Below are 23255 nucleotides of genomic sequence, written 5' to 3' on the forward strand. Positions count from 1 at the left end.
ATCCAAAGAATGTTTTGAAACGCAGTTTCACTTTAAGGAAAAATCACTTCCTACCTGTGGATGTTATTCGTACAATGAATACCGTATGTGAATTAATGCATTGTAAGTAGAGGGAATTATGGCTAAGGGATACATCCTTCATATGTAGGACCCCACCACTTGTGGCGGTCGCGTACTAGAAGGGGCACCAAACAGAAGAACTAATGGGACTTCTGTTGCCCGGATGGGTGACCGGGTATCATGTGGTAAAGATGGCAATACTTACCGCATTGTCGGTGGCATTGGATGGATTAAAACGGATGGTCGCCTTGTGGCAGGCAGTCTGGACAGCTTCAGCAGTTGCCCCTGTAATGCAAAAATCATCCCGCAAATAACCGTACAAACCTATGAATCGCGCAGTGATTCCAGAACGTCGGCACCAGTAACAGCAACCACACCGCCGACAATCGTTTCCTCAAGTTCATCACCAGCGGCTAGCCCCGCTGCACTGCTGCCTGTCCCAGTCTTCGCTAAATCCCGCGAGCGTGGCTCAGGGAATACTGATGCAGGGAAGCAACAAGAACCGCATACTAATTTTGCAGAGATGGGCCTTTTCCGGGCAGCGCCTGCTGTTGACGCCGTAACAGATTCAGATGCCCCACAACACGCACAAACAGCAAAGAAAAAACCACAAGCCCCGGAAGATATTCCAAAACCGAAAAAGCGAAGCGCCCTGTATAAGTGGCTCAACGGCAATCACGAAGAGGTGCAATATCAGGCCGCAGTCGCAGCCGCTGCCAGTGCGACCAGAGCACAAACAGCCACCGCAGGTGCTGGCGTTCTGGAACAAGTTGCCGGGCGATTTGCTACATATGGAACATGGGCTGTACGAGGTGCGGAAATTGCCGCTGGTGGCGCTGGTGCCTCCGTTGCCGGATTCTTAGTAGGCATGATGCCTGGCAAACTCAATGAAGGAGAACAGGACTTCATCGACCGTATGCGGCTTGCACAAATGCGGGAAGCCCCTACGCGTGTTCGCTATTCGTGGGAGAATGACACCAACGGAAATCCCGTACCGCGTGGATATCACACGCCACCGGGTAAAGATATGGTGCGAGTCCGTAAGATGGAATGGGACCGCCGCTATGAGACTTACACTTTCACCACTGAGGAAGAAAACCCCGTTACCCTTATCTGGACCCCGGACAGTTCGGGAGTTGACACTCCATCAAACACAGGCAACCAGACACCGCCAAGGCTACCGGGAACCATCCTTGTTAATCCGTTACCCGATGGAACACAGATCAGCAGTACGACAACCCCTGCACCGGATGAGAAAAATTTTGCGGATTACATTCTGATCCTTCCGGTATCAGATATCCCACCGATTTATATCTACATTCGAAACAATCCGGGACAAGTCACAGGCAAAGGCCAGAAGGTCACAGGCACCTGGTTAGCTGATGCGAATCAAGGCAACGGATCACCGATACCATCTCAGATTGCCGATAAACTGCGTGGGCGTACATTCTCCAACTTTGATAGATTCAGGGAAGCGTTCTGGCTAGAAGTTTCAAAAGACCCTGAATTGAGCCAACAATTTAAACGAGGAAACTTGGGAAATATTCGGGCAGGTAAAGCTCCAGCGCCAAGAGAATCTGAACAAGTTGGTGGCAAAATAAAATACAATATCCACCATATCAGGCCGATAAGTGAAGGTGGTGAAGTGTACGACGTCGACAACATGGGCGTAGTAACGCCAAAACGCCACATTGAGATCCATCGAGGTGAGTAAGTGAGCAGCATTAACGACTATACAGAAAGTGAATTTTTGGAATTTGTCCGTAAGTTATTCGATGTAGCGAATACTTCTGAAAGCGAAGACATTAAAAACATATTGGAGTTTAAGCGCTTGACTGAACACCCTGACGGATCGGACCTCATTTACTATCCCCGTGATGACCGCGAAGATAGTCCTGAAGGTGTTGTTCAAGAAGTCAAAGAATGGCGTAAAGCCAATGGAAAACCCGGCTTTCGAGATGAATAAGTCGCAAATTTTTGAGGCGAAGATGTTATGTCCCTGTTGTGAGCTGTTCGAGTTTAGCGGAGAGGGAAGTTTTGAATTATGCCCTGTCTGTGACTGGGAAAATGATTCAGTTCAGAGCAGTGATCCTGATTATGCTGGTGGAGCTAATATCATGAGCTTGAACGAAGCGCGCGAAGCATTCCGGCAAGGTCGAAAGGTAGGGTAACCCTGCTTTGGCAAATTCAATCTGTGAGTTGAACGGCTGGGTTTTGCCCCGGCCTTTCTTTTGTCTGTTAACCTGCTTTATCTGCCACACAAAGTGCGATACAGTCTGCGACACAAGACAACTCCAGCGCCGTAGATGCCTGACGTACAGTTGAACGAAGCCGCCTTATCGGTCAGCTTCACTCTTTATAAAACCCCGCTTCTGCGGGGTTTTTGCTTTCTGGGCAGGTTGCCATGCCTGATGGCGCTGCGCTTATCAGGCCTACTGGGGGAGAGACTGGTTTTGTAGGCCGGATAAGGTGTTTACACCGCCATCCGGCAGAGGTTTTACAGCGAGCATTGAGATTGGTTTTCGAGGATGCAGGCGCTTATTTCCTTCTTATCTAATTTTTATATCCCTATTATTTATGCACCGAATTTCTTTTATCTGAGGGGAATGTGTCGGTGGATATTTCTAATTTTGTGACGACCAACACAAAACACTGTGCGATACGTTTTTATCGAGAATAATCGAACGCAATCGATCGCCATCACAAAATTACTTGCTAATAAATTGCACAAAATCAGTGTTAATATAATGTTGTATATGATAATTGTTTGTGTTTTTTAGATTGAATTTTAATAAATGCAATGTTTCTTTACAAACAAATATGGCGAAAAAATGTGATGCATAACGTTATTTAATCGCCATAATCATTAAAATATAATTAAATTTGATAAGTTGTTTATTAAATTTAAGCGCCATCTTGCCTGATAATTGTTCTGTAATTGATTGAAATATAGCCTTTCATGGTTTTAAAAAATAGTGGAAAAAATGGGGTGGTTATAGCCATAAAAAATCGTTATCCCCCCATCTTTTTTTGACTAAAATCAGGATAAAGTGAGATCGATAATTCGTATCTATATGATTATTAAGTGATTTAAATTTCAACGATAGTCTTACAAAATGTAAGTCAAGGGGATTTGTGAGGGGTAGCACATATCCTTGTTCGCTTAATTTGGTACACTTCCTGCCGTCAACAAAGTAATTAACGCAGGTCGATATGAATACTATTACACTCCCTAAAACACAGCACTTAGTGGTCTTTCAGGAAGTCATTAGAAGCGGTTCTATCGGCTCAGCTGCAAAAGAATTAGGTTTAACCCAACCCGCTGTCAGTAAAATCATCAATGATGTTGAGGCTTATTTTGGTATTGAGTTAGTTGTACGTAAAAATACTGGTGTGACATTGACTCAGGCAGGTCAGGTGATGCTCTCATGGTCTGAATCTATTACCCGTGAAATGAAAAACATGGTTGATGAGATGAACAGTATGACGAGCAATGCGGTCGTTGATGTGTCGTTTGGCTTTCCTTCACTGATTGCCTTCACCATCATGTCCGGCATGATTAAAAAATTCAAAGAAGTGTTCCCGAAAGCGCAGGTTTCTATGTATGAAGCTCAGCTCTCCTCCTTCTTACCGGCGATTCGTGACGGACGGCTGGATTTCGCCATCGGTACGCTGAGTGATGAGATGAAACTGCACGATCTGCATGTTGAGCCGCTCTTTGAGTCAGACTTTATCCTGGTTGCCAGCAAGTCCCGAACATGCACCGGCATCACCTCGCTGAGCGCGTTGAAAAACGAACAGTGGGTGTTGCCACAAACGAATATGGGGTACTACAGCGAACTTCTTACCACGTTACAGAATAATGGCATCAGCAGTGAAAACATCGTTAAAACAGACTCTGTCGTTACGATTTATAATCTTGTTCTCAATGCTGATTTCTTAACAGTAATTCCCTGCGATATGACCACACCGTTTGGCTCAAACCAGTTTATTACTATCCCGGTAGAAGAAACCTTACCCGTCGCGCGTTATGCCGCCGTGTGGTCGAAAAATTATCGAATTAAAAAAGCAGCATCTATTTTGGTGGAATTAGCCAAAGAGTATTCATCATATAATTGTCGGAGACGAAGGCAATTAATTGAAATTGATTAAAGATTAAATTTGTTTTAACACGAAATAAACGCCATTTGTCTATATCTGACAATGGTCACGGCTATCTATTTACTTTAATACCCAGGTAAGAGGTTCTAATGCACATTACATACGATCTCCCAGTTGCAATTGAAGATATCCTCGAAGCGAAAAAAAGACTTGCGGGGAAAATTTATAAAACGGGAATGCCTCGCTCTAACTATTTTAGTGAACGTTGCAAAGGGGAAATTTTCCTCAAGTTTGAAAACATGCAGCGTACCGGTTCATTTAAAATCCGTGGTGCTTTTAACAAGCTCAGTTCATTAACCGAAGCTGAAAGATGTAAGGGCGTGGTGGCTTGCTCTGCAGGTAACCACGCGCAAGGTGTTTCTCTCTCCTGCGCTATGCTCGGAATCGACGGCAAAGTGGTGATGCCGAAAGGCGCACCGAAGTCTAAAGTAGCGGCAACCTGCGATTATTCCGCAGAAGTTGTACTGCACGGCGACAACTTCAACGACACCATCGCTAAGGTTAGCGAGATTGTGGAAACTGAAGGCCGCATCTTTATTCCACCTTATGATGACCCGAAAGTTATTGCTGGTCAGGGCACTATTGGTCTGGAAATTCTGGAAGATCTGTACGATGTCGATAACGTGATTGTGCCAATTGGCGGTGGTGGACTGATTGCTGGTATTGCGGTGGCAATTAAATCTATTAACCCGACCATTAAAATTATTGGCGTACAGTCTGAAAACGTTCACGGCATGGCGGCTTCTTTCCACGCTGGAGAAATAACCACGCACCGAACGACCGGCACCCTGGCGGATGGCTGTGACGTTTCCCGCCCGGGTACTTTAACGTATGAAATTGTTCGTGAGTTGGTGGATGACATTGTCCTGGTCAGCGAAGATGAAATTCGCAACAGCATGGTGGCATTAATTCAGCGAAATAAAGTTGTGACTGAAGGTGCCGGCGCGCTGGCATGCGCAGCATTATTAAGCGGGAAATTAGATAGCTATATCCAGAACAGAAAAACAGTCAGCATTATTTCTGGCGGTAATATCGACCTTTCTCGTGTATCTCAAATTACTGGTTTAGTTGACGCTTAATATACTTCGTTGAGGATAGGATATGAGTACTACTGATAGCATTGTATCCAGCCAGACAAAACAGTCGTCCTGGCGCAAATCGGACACCACCTGGACACTGGGTTTATTTGGTACAGCCATCGGCGCTGGGGTGCTGTTCTTCCCTATCCGCGCAGGTTTTGGCGGACTGATCCCCATTCTGATCATGCTGGTGTTAGCATACCCCATCGCTTTCTATTGCCACCGTGCGCTGGCACGCCTGTGTCTTTCCGGTTCTAACCCTTCCGGTAACATCACAGAAACGGTTGAAGAGCACTTTGGTAAAACGGGCGGCGTGGTTATCACGTTCCTCTACTTCTTTGCGATTTGTCCGCTGCTGTGGATTTATGGCGTCACCATTACCAACACCTTTATGACCTTCTGGGAAAACCAGCTGCAGATGCCAGCGTTAAACCGTGGCTTCGTGGCGCTGTTCCTGCTGCTGTTGATGGCATTCGTCATCTGGTTTGGTAAAGATCTGATGGTTAAAGTGATGAGCTACCTGGTATGGCCGTTCATTGCCAGCCTGGTGCTTATTTCTCTGTCACTGATTCCTTACTGGAACTCTGCGGTTATCGATCAGGTTGATATCAGCAATATCGCCCTGACTGGCCATGACGGCATCCTGGTTACCGTATGGCTGGGTATTTCCATCATGGTGTTCTCTTTCAACTTCTCGCCAATCGTTTCTTCCTTCGTCGTCTCTAAACGTGAAGAGTATGAGAAAGATTACGGTCGTGAATTTACCGAGCAGAAGTGTTCCAAAATCATCTCCCGCGCCAGTATGCTGATGGTTGCGGTGGTAATGTTCTTCGCCTTTAGCTGCCTGTTCACGCTGTCTCCGGCAAACATGGCGGATGCGAAAGCGCAAAACATTCCTGTGCTGTCTTACCTGGCGAACCACTTCGCTTCACTGTCCGGTACGAAGTCCACCTTCGCAACTGTTCTGGAGTACGGTGCTTCAATCATCGCCCTGGTTGCTATCTTCAAATCTTTCTTCGGCCACTATCTGGGCACGCTGGAAGGTCTGAACGGTCTGGTGCTGAAGTTTGGTTATAAAGGCGATAAAACGAAAGTTTCTGCCGGCAAACTTAATACCATCAGCATGATCTTCATCATGGGCTCCACCTGGGTTGTGGCTTACGCCAACCCGAACATCCTGGACCTGATTGAAGCAATGGGCGCGCCGATTATTGCCTCTCTGCTCTGCCTGCTGCCGATGTATGCCATCCGTAAAGCGCCATCACTGGCGAAATACCGTGGCCGTCTGGATAACGTGTTTGTTACCGTGATTGGTCTGCTGACCATCCTGAACATCGTCTACAAACTGTTTTAATCCTTAAGCTCAGGATGAGCGGAGTAGTGAAATGAATGAGTTTCCGGTAGTACTGGTTATTAACTGTGGTTCGTCTTCCATTAAATTCTCAGTGCTGGATGCAGCAAACTGTGAAGTTTTAATGGCGGGAATTGCAGACGGTATTAACTCTGAAAATGCGTTCATAGCAATTAATGGAGGAGAGCCAGCTAAGCTGGCTCACCACAGCTACGAAGACGCATTAAAAGCAATTGCCGTTGAACTGGAGAAACGTAATTTAATGGACAGCGTGGCCTTAATTGGCCACCGCATTGCCCACGGCGGAAATATCTTTACCGAATCAGCAATTATTACTGACGAAGTTATCGACAATATTCGCCGGGTATCGCCACTAGCACCGCTACATAATTATGCGAACCTGAGCGGGATTGAATCTGCTCAGCACCTTTTCCCAGGCGTGCAGCAGGTCGCGGTATTTGATACCAGCTTCCACCAGACGATGGCCCCTGAGGCCTATCTGTACGGTTTACCGTGGAAATATTATGAGGAGTTGGGCGTTCGTCGTTATGGCTTCCACGGCACGTCGCACCGCTATGTTTCTCAACGGGCGCATGAGCTTCTTGACCTGCAGAGTGATGACTCCGGTCTGGTTGTGGCGCACCTGGGCAACGGCGCGTCAATCTGTGCGGTACGTAATGGACAGAGCGTTGATACCTCAATGGGCATGACGCCGCTGGAAGGGCTGATGATGGGCACACGCAGTGGCGACGTCGATTTCGGCGCCATGGCGTGGATTGCCAGCGAAACCAACCAGACGCTCGGCGACCTTGAGCGCGTAGTGAATAAAGAGTCCGGTTTACTGGGTATTTCCGGTTTGTCCTCTGACTTACGTACGTTAGAAAAAGCCTGGCACGAAGGACATGAGCGTGCGCAGCTGGCGATTAAAACGTTTGTGCATCGTATTGCACGCCATATCGCCGGACATGCCGCATCGCTGCATCGTCTTGATGGGATTATTTTCACCGGCGGAATTGGTGAGAACTCGGTATTAATTCGTCGTCTGGTTATTGAACATCTCGCCGTTTTAGGGGTGAATATCGACAGCGAAATGAATAGCCTGCCAAATTCCCATGGCGAAAGAATTATCTCTAATAAAGATGCTCGTGTTATTTGTGCGGTTATTCCCACAAATGAAGAGAAAATGATTGCGCGTGATGCCATTGCCTTAGGCAAAATTAATACACCAGTAGAATTTGCATAATTAAATTTCAGCAGAGAGATTATTTTTCATGAAGGTAAATATCGATACCAGCGATATGCTGTATGCCGAAGCCTGGAATGGCTTTAAAGGTACGGACTGGAAAGAAGAAATTAATGTCCGTGATTTTATTCAGCACAACTATACGCCTTATGAAGGGGATGAATCTTTCCTCGCCGAAGCAACGCCTGCGACCACTGCATTGTGGGAAAAAGTTATGGCGGGCATCCGTATTGAAAACTCGACGCACGCGCCGGTTGATTTCGATACCAATATTGCGACCACGATAACCGCGCATGACGCCGGTTATATTGAACAAGAACTGGAAAAAATCGTCGGTCTACAAACGGATAAGCCGCTCAAGCGTGCTCTGCATCCGTTTGGCGGCATCAATATGATCAAAAGCTCTTTTGATGCTTATGGTCGTGAGATGGATGCTGATTTTGAATACCAGTTTACTGAACTGCGTAAAACCCATAACCAGGGCGTATTCGACGCCTACTCTCCGGATATGCTGCGCTGCCGTAAATCCGGCGTGTTGACCGGCCTGCCGGATGGTTACGGTCGTGGTCGTATCATCGGTGATTATCGCCGCGTCGCGCTGTACGGTATCCGCTATCTGGTGCGTGAGCGTGAACTGCAGTTTGCCGATCTCCAGTCGAACCTGGAGTGGGGCCAGAATCTTGAAGCCACGATTCGTCTTCGCGAAGAGCTGTCTGAACACCGTCGCGCTCTGCTGCAAATGCAGGAAATGGCGGCGAAATACGGCTGCGATATCTCCCGTCCGGCGCGTAATGCGCAGGAAGCGGTGCAATGGGTGTACTTTGCTTACCTGGCTGCGGTGAAATCGCAGAACGGTGGCGCTATGTCGCTGGGCCGTACCGCATCGTTCCTCGACATCTACATTGAGCGCGACTTCAAAGCGGGAATTTTAAACGAGCAGCAGGCGCAGGAGCTGATCGACCACTTCATTATGAAGATCCGTATGGTGCGCTTCCTGCGTACGCCGGAATTCGACACCCTGTTCTCAGGCGACCCTATCTGGGCGACCGAAGTTATTGGCGGCATGGGGCTCGATGGCCGCACGCTGGTGACCAAAAACTCGTTCCGCTACCTGCATACGCTGCACACTATGGGCCCGGCACCTGAGCCGAACCTGACGGTGCTGTGGTCTGAGCAGCTACCGATAGCCTTCAAAAAGTACGCCGCCCAGGTGTCTATCATCACTTCGTCTTTGCAGTATGAAAACGACGATTTGATGCGTGCCGACTTTGACAGCGATGACTATGCCATTGCCTGCTGCGTCAGCCCGATGGTTATCGGCAAGCAAATGCAGTTCTTCGGGGCACGTGCCAACCTCGCCAAAACGTTGCTGTATGCAATCAACGGCGGCGTGGATGAGAAGCTGAAAATCCAGGTCGGGCCGAAAACGGCACCGCTGATGGATGACGTGCTGGACTACGACACGGTGATGGAGAGCCTGGACCACTTTATGGACTGGCTGGCCGTGCAGTACATCAGCGCGCTGAACATCATCCACTACATGCACGACAAGTACAGCTACGAAGCTTCGCTGATGGCGCTGCACGATCGTGATGTCTATCGCACGATGGCCTGTGGTATGGCGGGTCTGTCCGTGGCGGCGGATTCTCTGTCGGCTATCAAATACGCTCGCGTGAAACCGATTCGTGATGAAAATGGTCTGGCAGTTGATTTCGAAATCGAAGGCGACTATCCGCAATACGGCAACAACGACGAGCGCGTAGACAGCATTGCCTGCGACCTGGTCGAACGCTTTATGAAGAAAATTAAGGTGTTGCCAACCTACCGTAACGCGGTGCCGACGCAGTCCATTCTGACCATTACCTCCAACGTGGTGTACGGACAGAAAACCGGTAATACGCCGGACGGACGTCGCGCAGGTACGCCGTTTGCGCCAGGGGCGAACCCGATGCACGGCCGCGATCGTAAAGGTGCGGTGGCGTCGTTAACCTCGGTTGCCAAACTGCCGTTCACCTATGCCAAAGACGGTATCTCGTACACCTTCTCCATTGTGCCGGCAGCGCTGGGCAAAGAGGATGGAGTGCGTAAAACCAACCTGGTCGGTCTGCTGGACGGTTACTTCCACCATGAAGCACATGTGGAAGGTGGTCAGCATCTGAACGTTAACGTTATGAACCGTGAAATGTTGATGGATGCCATTGAGCACCCGGAAAACTATCCGAACCTGACGATCCGCGTGTCTGGTTATGCGGTGCGCTTCAACGCGCTGACCCGCGAACAGCAGCAGGATGTTATTTCACGTACTTTCACCCAGGCGCTCTGACGCCGGAGGGACTATGAGAAAAGTAATTGCAACCGAATGTGCGCCAGGGGCGATTGGGCCTTACGTACAGGGTGTGGATCTGGGCAGCATGGTGTTGACGTCAGGTCAAATCCCGGTGTGTCCACAGACCGGTGAAGTGGCTGAAAACGTGTCCGATCAGGCGCGTCAAAGCCTGGAAAACGTGAAAGCGATCGTCGAGTCCGCAGGTTTGAAAGTGAGCGATATCGTGAAGACGACCGTTTTCGTTTCTGACCTGAACGACTTCGCCACCATTAATCAGGTGTACCAGCAGTTCTTTGATGAGCATAAGGCAATTTACCCTACGCGCAGCTGCGTACAGGTCGCCCGCTTACCAAAGGATGTAAAGCTGGAGATTGAAGCCATCGCCGTACGTGGCGACACGCTGTAATCCCTTGCGGGGCGATCTCAGGATCGCCCCGATCCTTAATGAGTGTGAAACCTGGTCTTCACTGAACGGCAATCCGAGGGTGTGGATATGATTAGCGCATTCGATATTTTTAAGATTGGCATTGGACCTTCCAGCTCCCATACCGTGGGGCCAATGAACGCAGGTAAAAGCTTTATCGATCTGTTGGTCAGCTGTGGGGAACTCCCCAAGGCTACGCATATTGTGGTCGATCTTTACGGATCGCTCTCCCTGACCGGAAAAGGTCATGCGACAGACGTCGCCATCATAATGGGACTGGCCGGTAACAGTCCGCAAAACGTTAATATAGATTCAATCGCTGGCTTTATTCAGGAAGTGGCCCGTACCGGACGTTTACCGGTTGCAGAGGGCACGCATATTGTCGATTTCACTCCAGATAAAAATATTCTTTTTCATAGCGAAACGCTGCCGCGCCATGAAAATGGCATGCGTATCACCGCATGGAACGGCACCGAGACGCTATTAAGTAAAACCTATTACTCCGTCGGCGGTGGTTTTATCGTTGAAGAGGAGCAATTTGGTCAGGCGCATGATGTTGAAGCACACGTGCCCTACAATTTTCATTCCGCCAGCGAACTGCTGAAACTGTGTGAGCGTAACGGGCTGTCCGTTTCCGGTCTGATGATGCAGAACGAACTGGCGATGCGCAGCAAAGAAGAAATCGATGCTGGCTTTGCCGCCATCTGGGATGTCATGCACGCCGGGATTGAGCGCGGCATGAACACCGAAGGCGTCCTGCCTGGCCCGCTTAACGTACCGCGTCGCGCCGTAGCATTACGTCGGTTACTGGTTTCCAGCGATAATCTGTCCAGCGACCCGATGAACGTTATCGACTGGATCAACATGTTCGCGCTGGCCGTGAGCGAAGAAAACGCCGCCGGATGCCGGGTTGTGACGGCACCGACCAACGGCGCATGTGGAATTATCCCTGCTGTCCTGGCCTATTACGACAAGTTCCGCCGTCCGGTGAATGCAAACTCCATTGCCCGCTACTTGCTGGCCGCGGGGGCGATAGGGGCGCTGTATAAAATGAACGCCTCTATTTCTGGTGCCGAAGTCGGCTGCCAGGGTGAAATTGGCGTAGCCTGTTCAATGGCGGCAGCCGGGCTGACCGAGTTGCTCGGCGGTAGCCCGTCGCAGGTTTGTATTGCGGCTGAAATCGCCATGGAGCATAACCTGGGGCTGACCTGCGATCCGGTTGCTGGACAGGTGCAAATACCGTGTATTGAACGTAATGCGATCAACGCGGTAAAAGCCGTCAACGCCGCACGCATGGCGCTGCGTCGCACATCTGAGCCACGCGTTTCGCTCGATAAAGTGATCGAGACCATGTATGAAACGGGCAAAGATATGAACGACAAATACCGTGAAACCTCACGCGGTGGTCTGGCGATTAAAGTGGTCTGTACCTGAGATGAAAGGGTGCGTTTGTAGGCCGGATAAGGCGTAAGCGCCGCCGCTCCCTTGCATCCCAGGCTCCCGGCGGGAAAATCGTCGCTGCGCGAGCTATTCGTCTTATTCCGTCTGCCTGTCGGGTCGGGGCCGAGCCTGCATCCATGCAGGCCGTCCCCTCTGCCCGCATCCCTGCGGGCAGTCCCGGTCAGCTGTCAACGCCTCATCGATTTTCAGCCGGACCGGGGTCATCGCTTCAACGCTCTGACTTCCAGTTAAATCTGTTTTGCTGTTTTAACAAAAAACGCAGAAGGTGAGGTGTTAACTGATCAGCATTAGCACTTTGGTGCACATTTTTTGTTGTGATCTGCTTCAAAAATAGAATTTAAATCCCATATGTTCATATAAAAGAGAAAATATTTCTTAACTTTTAGAAATTAAAGGGGTTTGTTTGTGAAGTTTTTCTCTGATCCTACGCGTATGATTTCTTCATTACTCCAATAGCTCACCTGCACCTAAGTACTGCGTATCGCATTGATGCAGTACGAAAAAAATATAAAAACCTCTACCTACACATTGAGCGGGAAATTATGGAAACGGCAACGAATAGTAGCGTAATACTCGACGCATCTGCTCCGGCACGTCGGGCGGGAATGACCGAAAGCGAATGGCGTGAAGCCATTAAATTCGACAGCACGGACACCGGCTGGGTCATTATGAGTATCGGTATGGCAATTGGCGCGGGGATTGTTTTTCTTCCTGTCCAGGTAGGATTGATGGGGCTGTGGGTGTTCTTGCTCTCCTCTATCATCGGCTACCCTGCCATGTACCTGTTCCAGCGCCTGTTTATCAACACGCTGGCTGAGTCCCCAGAGTGTAAAGACTACCCGAGCGTGATCAGCGGCTATCTGGGTAAGAACTGGGGCATCCTGTTAGGTGCGTTGTATTTTGTGATGCTGGTTATCTGGATGTTCGTTTATTCCACCGCCATCACCAATGACAGCGCCTCCTATCTGCACACGTTTGGTGTGACGGAAGGTTTACTGTCCGACAGCCCGTTCTATGGCCTGGTACTGATTTGCATCCTGGTGGCTATCTCGTCACGCGGGGAACAAATGCTGTTTAAAATCTCCACCGGCATGGTAATGACCAAGCTGCTGGTTGTGGCAGCGCTTGGCGTGTCGATGGTAGGGATGTGGCATCTGCATAACGCGGGTTCACTGCCGCCGATGGCGCTGCTGATCAAAAATGCGATCATCACTCTGCCGTTTACGCTGACCTCGATTCTGTTTATTCAGACCTTAAGCCCGATGGTTATCTCATACCGTTCACGCAACAAATCCATCGAAGTGGCGCGCCATAAAGCCCTGCGTGCCATGAACATCGCGTTCGGTATTCTGTTTGTTACCGTCTTTTTCTACGCTGTTTCCTTCACGTTGGCGATGGGCCACGACGAAGCGGTTAAAGCTTATGAGCAGAACATTTCCGCTCTGGCTATTGCCGCGCAATTTATCAATGGTGCGGGTGCTGGCTGGGTGAAAATCGTCAGCGTTATTCTGAACATATTCGCCGTTATGACCGCTTTCTTCGGTGTCTACTTAGGTTTCCGTGAAGCGACTCAAGGGATCGTGATGAACATTCTGCGCCGCTATATGCCGGCTGAGAAAATCAACGAAACCTTTGTTCAGCGCGGCATTATGATTTTTGCCATCCTGCTGGCCTGGAGCGCAATTGTGCTCAACGCGCCGGTGCTGAGCTTCACCTCTATTTGTAGCCCTATCTTCGGCATGGTGGGTTGTCTGATCCCGGCCTGGCTGGTCTACAAAGTTCCTGCACTGCACAAATACAAAGGCGTTTCCCTGTATCTGATTATTTTCACGGGCCTGCTGTTGTGCGTTTCTCCGTTCCTGGCATTTTCCTGAGATATTTGAGCAAAGGTTGTTGTTATGTTTGAGACTACATTGAATCCATTATGGGATAGTTTTATCCGCGCGGTGCAGGAAGAAGTTAAGCCTGCGTTGGGCTGTACAGAACCTATCTCTCTGGCTCTGGCGGCGGCGGTTGCATCCTCTGAGCTGGACGGCGCGGTTGAACGCATTGACGCGTGGGTCTCACCGAACCTGATGAAAAACGGCATGGGTGTTACCGTGCCGGGTACCGGAATGGTCGGGTTACCTGTCGCGGCGGCGCTGGGTGCGCTGGGGGGAAATGCCCGTGCCGGTTTAGAGGTACTGAAAGATGCGTCGCCACAAGCGATCGCCGATGCGAAAGCGATGCTGAGCGCTGGCAAGGTTGCGGTGATGCTGCAGGAGCCTTGCGAGGACATCCTCTTTTCCCGCGCGAAGGTTTACAGTGCTGAAGGATGGGCGTGCGTGACGATTGTGGGCGGTCATACCAACATTGTGCACATCGAGACCAATAAGGGCGTAGTGTTCACCACAGAACAGAATGCTCAGGAAGAGGAACAGGAGTCGCCGCTGGCGGTACTGTCTCACACCTCGCTGGAAGAGATTCTGGCGTTCGTGAACGCGGTACCGTTTGAGTCGATCCGCTTTATCCTAGATGCGGCAAAACTGAACGGTGCGCTGTCTCAGGAAGGGCTGCGCGGTAACTGGGGCTTGCACATCGGAACCACGCTTGAGAAGCAGTGTGCGCGTGGCCTGCTGGCGAACGATCTCTCAACGGCTATTCTGATCCGTACCAGTGCGGCATCGGATGCGCGAATGGGCGGGGCGACGCTGCCGGCCATGAGCAACTCAGGCTCCGGTAATCAGGGCATTACCGCGACTGTTCCGGTGATGGTGGTGGCCGAGCACTTTGGCGCGGATGAGGAGAAACTGGCACGTGCGCTAATGTTGTCTCATCTGAGCGCTATCTACATCCATCATCAGCTTCCGCGTTTGTCTGCACTGTGTGCAGCAACCACGGCGGCGATGGGGGCAGCTGCGGGGATGGCATGGATCGTAGATGGTCGCTACAACACCATCGCGATGGCGATCAGTAGCATGATTGGCGACGTGAGCGGAATGATTTGCGATGGCGCTTCAAACAGCTGCGCGATGAAAGTCTCAACCAGTGCTTCCGCGGCGTGGAAAGCGGTACTGATGGCGCTGGATGATACTGCTGTAACCGGCAACGAAGGGATTGTGGCGCATAACGTGGAACAATCTATCGCTAACCTGTGTGCGCTGGCGTGTCGTTCAATGCAGGAAACCGACAAGCAGATTATTGAGATCATGGCCAGTAAGGCACATTAATCTATAGGCCGGGTAAGGCGTTGACGCCACCCGGCATAAGTCTAAGCCGCCTGTTCAGGCGGCTTCTTCGTCTTCCAGCCGTAGTTCGGCATCGGCCACAATCGCTTCCAGCTCTGTCAGCATTTCTTCATAGCCGAAGGTAACTGTTTCCTGTTTTTTCGGCTCAACCTGAGGCTGGCGTTTTTTTGATGATTTCTTGCTCAATAGTCGTACTCCATTGTTTTCCCTGACTATACGGGCAAATCTATCAGCAAAGCGCGCAGCGGAGTATCGGCGACTAACGTTATGTTAGTTTCGTCACGAATAAATGCCCCATCGCCACAGGTGAGCGCTTCTTTTTCGGCGCCAGACGTCACCGCATGGAATCTGCCGTGAATCGACTGTAAATAAGCACGTGGCCCATGTAACTGAAAACTCAACGATTCACCTTGCTGCAGCTCAACGTGGTGCACCCATACCTGTTGGCGCAGATGTAGGCTGCCTTGTTCACCGTCCGGCGAGGCCAGCAGCTGATGCTTACCGGTGCCCAGCGTGGCTTTCTGTACACAGGCGTTTTCACGCTGTGGGCAGGCGTCCAACCAGAGCTGCATCCGGGTTAACGGTTTGTCTTTGCTGATATTGTGTTCGCTATAGCTAATCCCGGGCTGTGTCGCGAGCAGTAAAACTTCACCTGCTTTGGCCTTGATATGGTTGCCTTCGCTGTCTCGGTACTCCGCTTCCCCTTCGAGGATCAGATTGACGATATCCACCTTCGGATAGGTCCGTGGCTGGAAAGAGGCCCCCGGTGCCAGAACTTCCTGGTTCAGAACACGCAGCGAGGCATAACCCAGCAGTTTAGGATCAAAATAGTGTCCAAAGGAGAAGGTATAACGGGCCTGCAGCCAGCCGTAGTCTGCTTGCCCGCATTGTTTGGCTGTACGGGTAGTAATCATAGTTCTTGACCTCTCTTTACTTCCTTTTATGTTAAATGGCTAGACGCTGCATTGTTAGCCAGATATTCTGCCCGGTATGTTCAAATTTCCTGAATGAGAACGAGATGGCCAAAGAAAGGGCTTTAACGCTTGAAGCGTTACGCGTCATGGACGCAATAGACAGACGCGGTAGTTTTGCTGCTGCGGCAGACGAACTGGGACGCGTTCCTTCCGCACTTAGCTATACCATGCAGAAGCTGGAGGAAGAGCTGGACGTGGTGCTTTTTGACCGTTCAGGCCACCGCACAAAATTTACTAACGTTGGGCGTATGTTGCTGGAGCGCGGGCGCGTACTGCTGGAAGCTGCGGATAAACTGACTACCGATGCCGAAGCATTGGCTCGCGGTTGGGAAACGCATCTGACTATCGTTACCGAAGCGCTGGTGCCGACGGCGGCGTTTTTCCCGCTGATCGACAGGCTTGCCGGGAAGGCCAATACCCAGCTTTCCGTTATTACCGAAGTTCTGGCCGGGGCGTGGGAGCGTCTTGAGCAGGGGCGGGCGGATATCGTGATTGCGCCGGATATGCATTTTCGCTCATCCTCAGAAATCAACTCGCGCAAGCTGTACTCGCTGATGAACGTCTATGTAGCGGCCCCGGATCATCCCATCCATCAGGAGCCGGAACCGTTATCGGAAGTCACCCGCGTTAAATACCGTGGGATCGCGGTGGCGGATACCGCCCGTGAACGTCCGGTGCTGACGGTTCAACTGCTGGATAAGCAGCCGCGTCTGACGGTGAGTACGATAGAAGATAAACGTCAGGCGCTGTTGGCAGGACTTGGCGTGGCGACGATGCCGTACCCGCTGGTGGAAGAGGATATTGCGGCTGGTCGGCTGCGGGTCGTTAGTCCGGAATCGACAAGCGAGATAGATATTATTATGGCCTGGCGTCGTGACAGCATGGGCGAGGCGAAATCCTGGTGTCTGCGGGAAATCCCTAAGCTGTTTGCGGGTAAATAGCCTGACTGTTACGCCGGATGCGGTGCGAAGCACCTTATCCGGCATGGAAGACGGAGTATGTTGTAGGCCTGATAAGCGCAGCGCCATCAGGCATCTACATATGCTACGTCAGGATAACTGTTTGGGATCGGGCCCGAAGCGGTTACTCCCCTGAGTACCGTTTTGACAGTTGAAAATGATGATCACCAGCCAGCCAACGATCGGGATCAGCAGCACCAGTAGCCACCAGGCTGAACGATCGGTGTCATGTAAACGCCGGAACTGTACCGCCCACCACGGAATAAAGACCAGAACCCCGTAAATCGTCGTTAATATGCCTTCTCCACCGGCGCGCTCCCAGCCAAACATTCTGTCCAGAATACCCAGCACGAATGTGAAGATGATGTTGACCAGCACAAACATCCAGTATTCTTTACGACGCGCGCGGCCACCAAAACCAAAGTAATTCTTTAATACGTTTAAATACCAATCCATTTTTGCCTCGTTCTGCATTCAATTACTTGTTTTTAAAGTAATCAAATTAAGAATAGCTGTGAATTAAATGATGGTAAATATTTGCGGTGTTAATTATTTAGCCCCCAAATGGGGGCCTGTGTAAATCATGCGAAACGCTCGTCACGCCCATGAGGTTCGTTGAGGTCCTGCCACGGCCCAACAGAAATAATGCCGGTCGGGTTAATGGTTTTGTGGCTACGGAAGTAGTGATTGCGGATATGATCGAAATTGACGGTTTCCGCAATACCCGGCATCTGGTAGATATCACGCAGGAAACCGTACAGGTTCAGATAGTCGCTAATCCGGTGTTTGTCGCACTTGAAGTGGGTGACATACACGGGATCAAAGCGTACCAGCGTGGTCCACAGGCGAATGTCGGCCTCGGTTAACTGGTCGCCGGTCAGGTAGCGATGTTGCCCAAGGATCTGCTCCAGTCGTGCCAGAGATTGAAAGACGTTATCCACGGCGTCGTCGTAGGCTTCCTGACTGGTGGCAAATCCGGCTTTATACACGCCATTATTAACGTTGTCATAAATCCAGCCGTTCAGCTCGTCGATTTTACTTTGCAGGGCAGGGGGATAGTAATCTCCGGCTTTCGCGCCCAGCGCATCAAACGCGGTGTTAAACATGCGGATGATTTCTGCAGATTCGTTGCTGACAATAGTGTGGTTCTTTTTATCCCACAGCACCGGAACGGTGACCCGACCGCTGTAGTGCGGATCGGCGTGTAAATAGAGCTGATAAAGAAATTCGTGCTGATACAGGGTATCGCCAGTTGCCGCCGGGAAGTTATCGTCAAAGGTCCAGCCGTTTTCCAGCATCAGCGGATGCACAACAGAAACGGAAATAAACGGTTCCAGCCCTTTGAGTTTGCGCAAAATCAGCGTGCGATGCGCCCACGGACAGGCCAGAGAAACGTACAGATGATAGCGGTCTTTTTCGGCAGCAAAGCCACCTTCACCGGTCGGGCCAGGCGCGCCATCCGCGGTGAGCCAGTTACGGAAAGCCGATGCAGAACGTTGAAATTTTCCACCGGTTGATTTGGTATCGTACCAGGTGTCATGCCAGACGCCGTCAATCAGTTGTCCCATGATTTTCGCCTCCTCAGATAGCAAAAGCGAGGAGATATCTCCTCGCTTTTTGATGTGTTCAGTATAGTTTGATTACCACTTTTTATTCAGCACGCGGTCAATACTAAATGCGCCTGGACCGGTGATAGCCAGCAGCAGGAAACCGCCTGCGATGGTCAGGTTTTTCATGAACATCAGAGAGTTCACACCTTCCGCAAAGTTGCTGTGGAAGAGGAACGCCGTCAGCAATGTGAAGCCTGCGGTGAACAGCGCGGTTGTACGGGTCAGGAAACCGAACAGAATTGCCAGACCGCCGCCAAACTCAAGCAGAATCACCAGCGGCAGCATAAATCCTGGGACGCCCATGGCTTCCATGTACTGTTGGGTACCCGCATATCCGGTGATTTTTCCCCAACCTGCGGTAATAAACAGGATTGGCATCAGAATGCGCGCTACCAGTACACCAACATCTTCTAATTTCTTCATCATACTCTCCAGGAAACCACTCAGGCGGCTTATTGTGTTTTTTTGTGCATCGACGCTGCAGAGCGCGTCGTTGCTGTCGATGGAGAGAATCATAAACGTGCTTAATGAGAATTGTTAGCAAGGAAAACTGTCAGTATTTTTCAAAAATTTTGAGGTTGGGGGTAAGGAAAGGATTAGCCGCGCAGTTGCTGCTGTCTGATGGTCGATTTCACCAGACGCCAGATACTCCAGACGCTAAAGCCGCGCTTAGCCCAGCGTACCAGCAGATTCGGGTTGCGGATGGTGCGAACCGCCATAATACTGCTCCCGACCAACACCCAGCCACGCAGGTTCAGTAGCGTCTTCCAGCCACGATCGTAGACCTCGGTGGCTTCCAGCCAGTCGCGGCGAGTAGCAGACAGATCCAGCCGTTGCTGCTGGATCTGTCCAAGCAGTTGCGCCTTACGCTTTTGACGTTCGACTTTGCTGCTCATTATGCATCATCCTCCAGGGCTTGCCTGTCATTAGCGAGTTCCTGGCGTGTATGGCGTAGCAGCGTTGTTTTACGTGCTTTACGCAGCGTCCATATCCCGCCAATCAGCGCTAACAGCAACAGCACAACGGTGGTGGCAATCATGGCGTTCAGGCGGTATTGAGGGTCAATGGCCCAGATGATAAGCACCATCAGGCTCATCAGGCCAAACGCCGCGAACAGCATAGTCAGCCCAAGCATCAGCAGGATCTGGATGAGATTGGCTTTTTCCTCTTCCAGCTCAACGACGGCCAGCCGCAGCCGTGTTTCTACGATCTCAACGAGAATCGTCAGGATCCGCTGTCCAATACCCAGTACGCCTTTGCCTGGACCTTGTGCGTGTTGAGAATCAGCCATTGTTAACGGCGCGACAGCAGTACACCAAGCACCACACCGACTGCAGCGCCAATGCCGACGCCTGTCCATGGGTTTTCGCGCACGTAGTTATCGGCTTTAGCCGCGGCCTCACGGGTCTGTTTGGCGATTACATCGCTGGTTTCACTCAGACGATGGCGGCTCTCGCGCAGCGCGTGTTCGGCTTTGCTGCGAATTTTACTCATCTCTTCCTTCGACTTATCGCCAGAGGAGCTAAGTACTTCTTCAAGCGTATCCGCAAGAGATTTCAGCTCAGCGCGCAGGTTTTCCGTAGCATTATCTTTCGACATAGTTTTCTCCAGTTGAGTGGCTAGTTACCGTACTTAGTAATCGCGGGTCTCGAGTTCTTTTAGCTCTTGCTGAGCTTCAGCAAGCTTGTGTTCACGCTTTGCTACCTTATCCGCATCGCCTTTTTGCTTAGCTTCGGCTAAGTCACGTTGACGCTCGGCAATCTCATTTTTCTGCTCGGCGATCTTTTTCTGATGGTTAGCGCGCAGTTTGCTGTCAGTACAGTTTGCTCTGACTTCGCTCAGCGCTTTGTTCAGCCCATTGATACGGCTCTGATTGTTGTGTTTTTCGGCATAGCTAATCTCCCGCTGAATGTCTTGTTCTTTTTCCTGACAGAGGGTGGTGGCGTAGCTGCCGGCACTGAGAGCGAAAAGGCTAATTGCCAAAGCGATGCGGTATTTCATTCTTGAACCTTCCATTGTGATTCGACCTCTTCGTTTAGGGTCGATGCTCCAGAATAATAAAGCGTTGGGTCATAAACCCAGTTTATTAATCATAGGCGCTAAACGGTGAAATCACCAAAGTGAGTGATCTAATTCAGATTCCTGGAAATTAACCAAAACGGTGTGGGGTCTCACGTAAGCGGGATAACCACTGAACCGCCTGATTATTTTCATCCTGCTGAGCGATAACGAAACCGTGCGGTAACGTTCGATCCAGTACGACTTTTGCCGCTGCGCTCTGCGCACTGGAATCAAAGGTAATCAGCAGGGCGTCATTTTGCGGAGTGATGCTTTTAAAACGAATGCCGTTGGCATCCAGGTGATGCCAGATAGAGAATCCATCAGGCATGCTGGCTCCCTGGTTTACGGCGCGAATGGCAAGCGTTGACTCCTGCTGGCGAATGACCGACCAGGTCAGGAGCAACGCGCCGATGAACAACATAAAAGTGGTGGACCAGGCAAGTCGTCGGAGCGTTATGCATGATTTCAGCATAATTTACCCTCGGTTCCCGTATTTCTTTTTCCAAAGAACAACCAGTGAACCTGCCAGACCAAACACCAGTAACACCACAGGAAGCAGCATCAGGCAAGACATCAGCTGATCTTCATATTTGAGAAACACCGGTGTTTTGCCAAGCAGATAGCCCAACGATGTGAGAATAAGGACCCAAAGCAGTCCGCTCATCCAGTTGAAGAACTGAAAGCGCGCATTGTTCAGGCCGGACAATCCTGCGATGGTCGGCAGTAATGTTCTGACAAACGCGATAAAGCGACCGACCAGCAGCGCAGACAAGCCATGCTTATGGAACAGATGATGTGCACGCTGATGGTAATGTGCAGGAAGATGAGATAACCAGTTTTGCACTGTGCGGGTATTGCCCAACCATCGACCTTGTATATAGCTGAGCCAGCAACCGAGGCTGGCTGCGGTGGTGAGTAATAGCACCGTTTGCGGAAAACCCATTGCGCCTTTGGCAATAAGTACGCCGACCAGTACCAGCAAACTGTCGCCAGGTAAAAAGGCTGCTGGCAGCAGTCCGTTTTCCAGAAACAAAATGGTAAAGAGTACAAAATAGAGCATGCCAATCATGGAAGGATTGGCCAGCGTTTCAAAATCCTGAGCCCATAAAGCATTTAGTAATTGAGTCAGTAGTTCCATTCAATATTCCTGGAGAATCGGTTGTCGTCATGCCGGTTTTCTGGGTTTTGTAACACCACGATTTTATTAATATTTTTTACATGACTCGCGGTTTGATACAAATTCACGGCCTGAACTATTCCCTGTAAAGTTGTGAAGTTAGCAAGCTCTTAAATACAAAAATTCAAACAGCATCTAATTGTAACAAAGGTCAACGTAGTCCGTTATAGAAATTACGGTTGTTGAACTGTGATTTTGCTTATCGCAATGGAGGGTGGCGAGAGGATTTACACAGGCTGACATTTTATACCTAATGCTTACCAAGTGTCAGAAACAGGCGCGTGGTCGCGCCTGCATTGATAAGATTGTTTATTTTGCGCTGTTAGCCGCTGTATCGAGATGAACGACCGGATTTTCGGTAAATAGATAACGGTCCGCATTGAACTCAAAATCATCGCTGGTTTCGTTAAACAGCATCTGCTTCGTGTTCTCAAGATGCTGCCACATCGCCAGTTTGGCGGCATGAGGATCTTTGCGAATCAGCGCCCGAAGGATCTGGTCATGGTCATCACACCAGTTATCAACCGTGCGCAGGTCGATGTGGTCGTGCAGTTTCTTCCAGTAGGGGTTATGAATGCGCTGAGTCCACATTTTTTCAACAATCGCGGCCAGAGCCGAGTTCTGCGTTGCCAGGGCTACCTGCACATGGAACTGGAGATCCCACTCGGAGTCACGAAAGCTTTTTTCGTTACGTGATTTCTCCTGAATCTCCATCAGCTTCATGATGTCCTGTTTGGTCACCTGCGTGGCGGCAAACTCGGCAATGTTACTCTCAATGAGCTGACGCGCCTGGAGCAGTTCGAAAGGACCGTAGCTGGCGAATTCCAGGTTTTCATCTGGCGCGACATAGTGTCTGGGTTGGTTGGAAATGACGTGGATCCCCGATCCTTTGCGCACCTCAACGTAACCCTCCACCTCGAGCATGATAATTGCTTCACGAACCACGGTACGGCTGACATTTTTTTCATCGGCGATAAAGCGCTCGGCAGGGAGTTTGTCACCCACCAGATAGACGCCTTGCTCAATGCGTTCTTTCAGATCAGCTGCAAGTTGTTGGTACAAACGTCGTGGTTCGGTGATTTCCATATGCGCTCCAGGCATGATACGGCAGACTATATTTGTTATACCACTTTTGCGATTAC

At 50.3% G+C, this 23255-nt stretch carries 25 protein-coding genes and 1 pseudogene; 14 read left to right on the forward strand and 12 right to left on the reverse strand.

The window, feature by feature from the left end:
- Positions 1 to 208 precede the first annotated feature (208 nt).
- From JQN59_RS26875 to JQN59_RS02865, 13 genes and pseudogenes are all read left to right on the forward strand, one after another.
- A pseudogene (locus JQN59_RS26875) lies at positions 209 to 301 on the forward strand (hypothetical protein); the annotation flags it as partial.
- A gap of 9 nt (positions 302 to 310) precedes the next feature.
- The gene (locus tag JQN59_RS27210; RefSeq protein ID WP_442781402.1) at positions 311 to 1774 is read left to right on the forward strand and encodes an S-type pyocin domain-containing protein; all 1464 of its coding nucleotides are present in this window, start codon (positions 311 to 313) and stop codon (positions 1772 to 1774) included.
- Complete coding sequence (locus tag JQN59_RS02815; protein ID WP_149608060.1) at positions 1775 to 2026, forward strand: bacteriocin immunity protein; 252 nt, start codon at positions 1775 to 1777, stop codon at positions 2024 to 2026. It begins immediately after the preceding gene.
- Between the two features lie 22 nt (positions 2027 to 2048).
- On the forward strand, positions 2049 to 2231 hold the full coding sequence (locus JQN59_RS02820; protein WP_149608070.1) for a CPCC family cysteine-rich protein: 183 nt from the start codon (positions 2049 to 2051) through the stop codon (positions 2229 to 2231).
- 1042 nt (positions 2232 to 3273) lie between these two features.
- On the forward strand, positions 3274 to 4212 hold the full coding sequence (gene tdcA / locus JQN59_RS02825; protein WP_003828596.1) for a transcriptional regulator TdcA: 939 nt from the start codon (positions 3274 to 3276) through the stop codon (positions 4210 to 4212).
- A gap of 98 nt (positions 4213 to 4310) precedes the next feature.
- Positions 4311 to 5300 (forward strand): bifunctional threonine ammonia-lyase/L-serine ammonia-lyase TdcB, encoded by a 990-nt coding sequence (gene tdcB, locus JQN59_RS02830; protein WP_003828594.1) that lies wholly within the window; start codon positions 4311 to 4313, stop codon positions 5298 to 5300.
- Between the two features lie 22 nt (positions 5301 to 5322).
- Entirely contained in the window at positions 5323 to 6654 is a 1332-nt protein-coding gene (tdcC, locus tag JQN59_RS02835; RefSeq protein WP_008785886.1) for a threonine/serine transporter TdcC, read from the forward strand.
- A 31-nt stretch (positions 6655 to 6685) separates the two neighbouring features.
- On the forward strand, positions 6686 to 7894 hold the full coding sequence (gene tdcD, locus JQN59_RS02840) for a propionate kinase (protein ID WP_008785885.1): 1209 nt from the start codon (positions 6686 to 6688) through the stop codon (positions 7892 to 7894).
- Positions 7895 to 7922: 28 nt separating this feature from the next.
- On the forward strand, positions 7923 to 10217 hold the full coding sequence (pflB, locus tag JQN59_RS02845) for a formate C-acetyltransferase (protein WP_043017750.1): 2295 nt from the start codon (positions 7923 to 7925) through the stop codon (positions 10215 to 10217).
- Positions 10218 to 10230: 13 nt separating this feature from the next.
- Positions 10231 to 10626, forward strand: a complete 396-nt coding sequence (locus tag JQN59_RS02850; protein ID WP_003024870.1) for an enamine/imine deaminase — start codon at positions 10231 to 10233, stop codon at positions 10624 to 10626.
- An 87-nt stretch (positions 10627 to 10713) separates the two neighbouring features.
- Positions 10714 to 12078, forward strand: a complete 1365-nt coding sequence (gene tdcG, locus JQN59_RS02855; protein ID WP_071446349.1) for an L-serine ammonia-lyase — start codon at positions 10714 to 10716, stop codon at positions 12076 to 12078.
- Between the two features lie 569 nt (positions 12079 to 12647).
- Positions 12648 to 13979, forward strand: coding sequence for an amino acid permease (locus JQN59_RS02860; protein ID WP_048215483.1), 1332 nt, complete (start codon positions 12648 to 12650; stop codon positions 13977 to 13979).
- A gap of 24 nt (positions 13980 to 14003) precedes the next feature.
- Positions 14004 to 15314: an L-cysteine desulfidase family protein gene (locus JQN59_RS02865; protein WP_071446350.1), complete on the forward strand. Its 1311-nt coding sequence runs from the start codon at positions 14004 to 14006 to the stop codon at positions 15312 to 15314.
- Between the two features lie 54 nt (positions 15315 to 15368).
- On the opposite strand, the gene JQN59_RS02870 is transcribed toward JQN59_RS02865, so the two are convergent.
- Both JQN59_RS02870 and JQN59_RS02875 read right to left on the reverse strand, forming a co-directional pair.
- A complete protein-coding gene (locus JQN59_RS02870) occupies positions 15369 to 15518 on the reverse strand; it encodes a hypothetical protein (RefSeq protein WP_003828578.1) in 150 nt (49 codons plus the stop codon).
- A 26-nt stretch (positions 15519 to 15544) separates the two neighbouring features.
- Positions 15545 to 16246, reverse strand: coding sequence for a pirin family protein (locus tag JQN59_RS02875; protein ID WP_003024860.1), 702 nt, complete (start codon positions 16244 to 16246; stop codon positions 15545 to 15547).
- 104 nt (positions 16247 to 16350) lie between these two features.
- Here JQN59_RS02875 and yhaJ point away from each other — a divergent pair, with 104 nt between their 5' ends.
- Complete coding sequence (gene yhaJ / locus JQN59_RS02880; protein ID WP_003024855.1) at positions 16351 to 17247, forward strand: DNA-binding transcriptional regulator YhaJ; 897 nt, start codon at positions 16351 to 16353, stop codon at positions 17245 to 17247.
- Positions 17248 to 17355: 108 nt separating this feature from the next.
- Here the strand turns inward: yhaJ and JQN59_RS02885 are convergent, their stop codons facing one another.
- The 10 genes from JQN59_RS02885 to exuR all read right to left on the reverse strand — a co-directional run bounded on the left by JQN59_RS02885 (position 17356) and on the right by exuR (position 23199).
- Positions 17356 to 17721 (reverse strand): DUF805 domain-containing protein, encoded by a 366-nt coding sequence (locus JQN59_RS02885; protein ID WP_008785879.1) that lies wholly within the window; start codon positions 17719 to 17721, stop codon positions 17356 to 17358.
- Between the two features lie 125 nt (positions 17722 to 17846).
- Positions 17847 to 18833 carry a glutathionyl-hydroquinone reductase YqjG gene (gene yqjG, locus JQN59_RS02890; RefSeq protein WP_008785878.1) on the reverse strand — a complete coding sequence of 329 codons (987 nt, stop codon included), beginning with the start codon at positions 18831 to 18833 and terminating at the stop codon, positions 17847 to 17849.
- 72 nt (positions 18834 to 18905) lie between these two features.
- Positions 18906 to 19298, reverse strand: coding sequence for a DoxX family protein (locus JQN59_RS02895; RefSeq protein ID WP_003024847.1), 393 nt, complete (start codon positions 19296 to 19298; stop codon positions 18906 to 18908).
- A 173-nt stretch (positions 19299 to 19471) separates the two neighbouring features.
- Positions 19472 to 19771, reverse strand: a complete 300-nt coding sequence (locus tag JQN59_RS02900) for a YqjK-like family protein (RefSeq protein WP_003828569.1) — start codon at positions 19769 to 19771, stop codon at positions 19472 to 19474.
- Positions 19771 to 20166 (reverse strand): phage holin family protein, encoded by a 396-nt coding sequence (locus JQN59_RS02905; RefSeq protein WP_003828567.1) that lies wholly within the window; start codon positions 20164 to 20166, stop codon positions 19771 to 19773. Before JQN59_RS02905 ends, JQN59_RS02900 begins: the two co-directional genes overlap by 1 nt.
- Positions 20167 to 20168: 2 nt before the next feature.
- Complete coding sequence (locus tag JQN59_RS02910) at positions 20169 to 20474, reverse strand: DUF883 family protein (protein WP_003024832.1); 306 nt, start codon at positions 20472 to 20474, stop codon at positions 20169 to 20171.
- Positions 20475 to 20507: 33 nt separating this feature from the next.
- On the reverse strand, positions 20508 to 20876 hold the full coding sequence (locus JQN59_RS02915) for a DUF1090 domain-containing protein (RefSeq protein ID WP_032941739.1): 369 nt from the start codon (positions 20874 to 20876) through the stop codon (positions 20508 to 20510).
- A gap of 148 nt (positions 20877 to 21024) precedes the next feature.
- Positions 21025 to 21393, reverse strand: a complete 369-nt coding sequence (gene mzrA / locus JQN59_RS02920; protein ID WP_165690002.1) for an EnvZ/OmpR regulon moderator MzrA — start codon at positions 21391 to 21393, stop codon at positions 21025 to 21027.
- 18 nt (positions 21394 to 21411) lie between these two features.
- Positions 21412 to 22074, reverse strand: a complete 663-nt coding sequence (gene yqjA, locus JQN59_RS02925) for a DedA family general envelope maintenance protein YqjA (protein WP_003828561.1) — start codon at positions 22072 to 22074, stop codon at positions 21412 to 21414.
- A gap of 348 nt (positions 22075 to 22422) precedes the next feature.
- Positions 22423 to 23199: a transcriptional regulator ExuR gene (gene exuR / locus JQN59_RS02930; RefSeq protein WP_003828559.1), complete on the reverse strand. Its 777-nt coding sequence runs from the start codon at positions 23197 to 23199 to the stop codon at positions 22423 to 22425.
- Positions 23200 to 23255: the final 56 nt, after the last annotated feature.

The organism is Citrobacter sp. B72, assembly GCF_016894305.1.
Lineage (GTDB): Bacteria > Pseudomonadota > Gammaproteobacteria > Enterobacterales > Enterobacteriaceae > Citrobacter > Citrobacter portucalensis.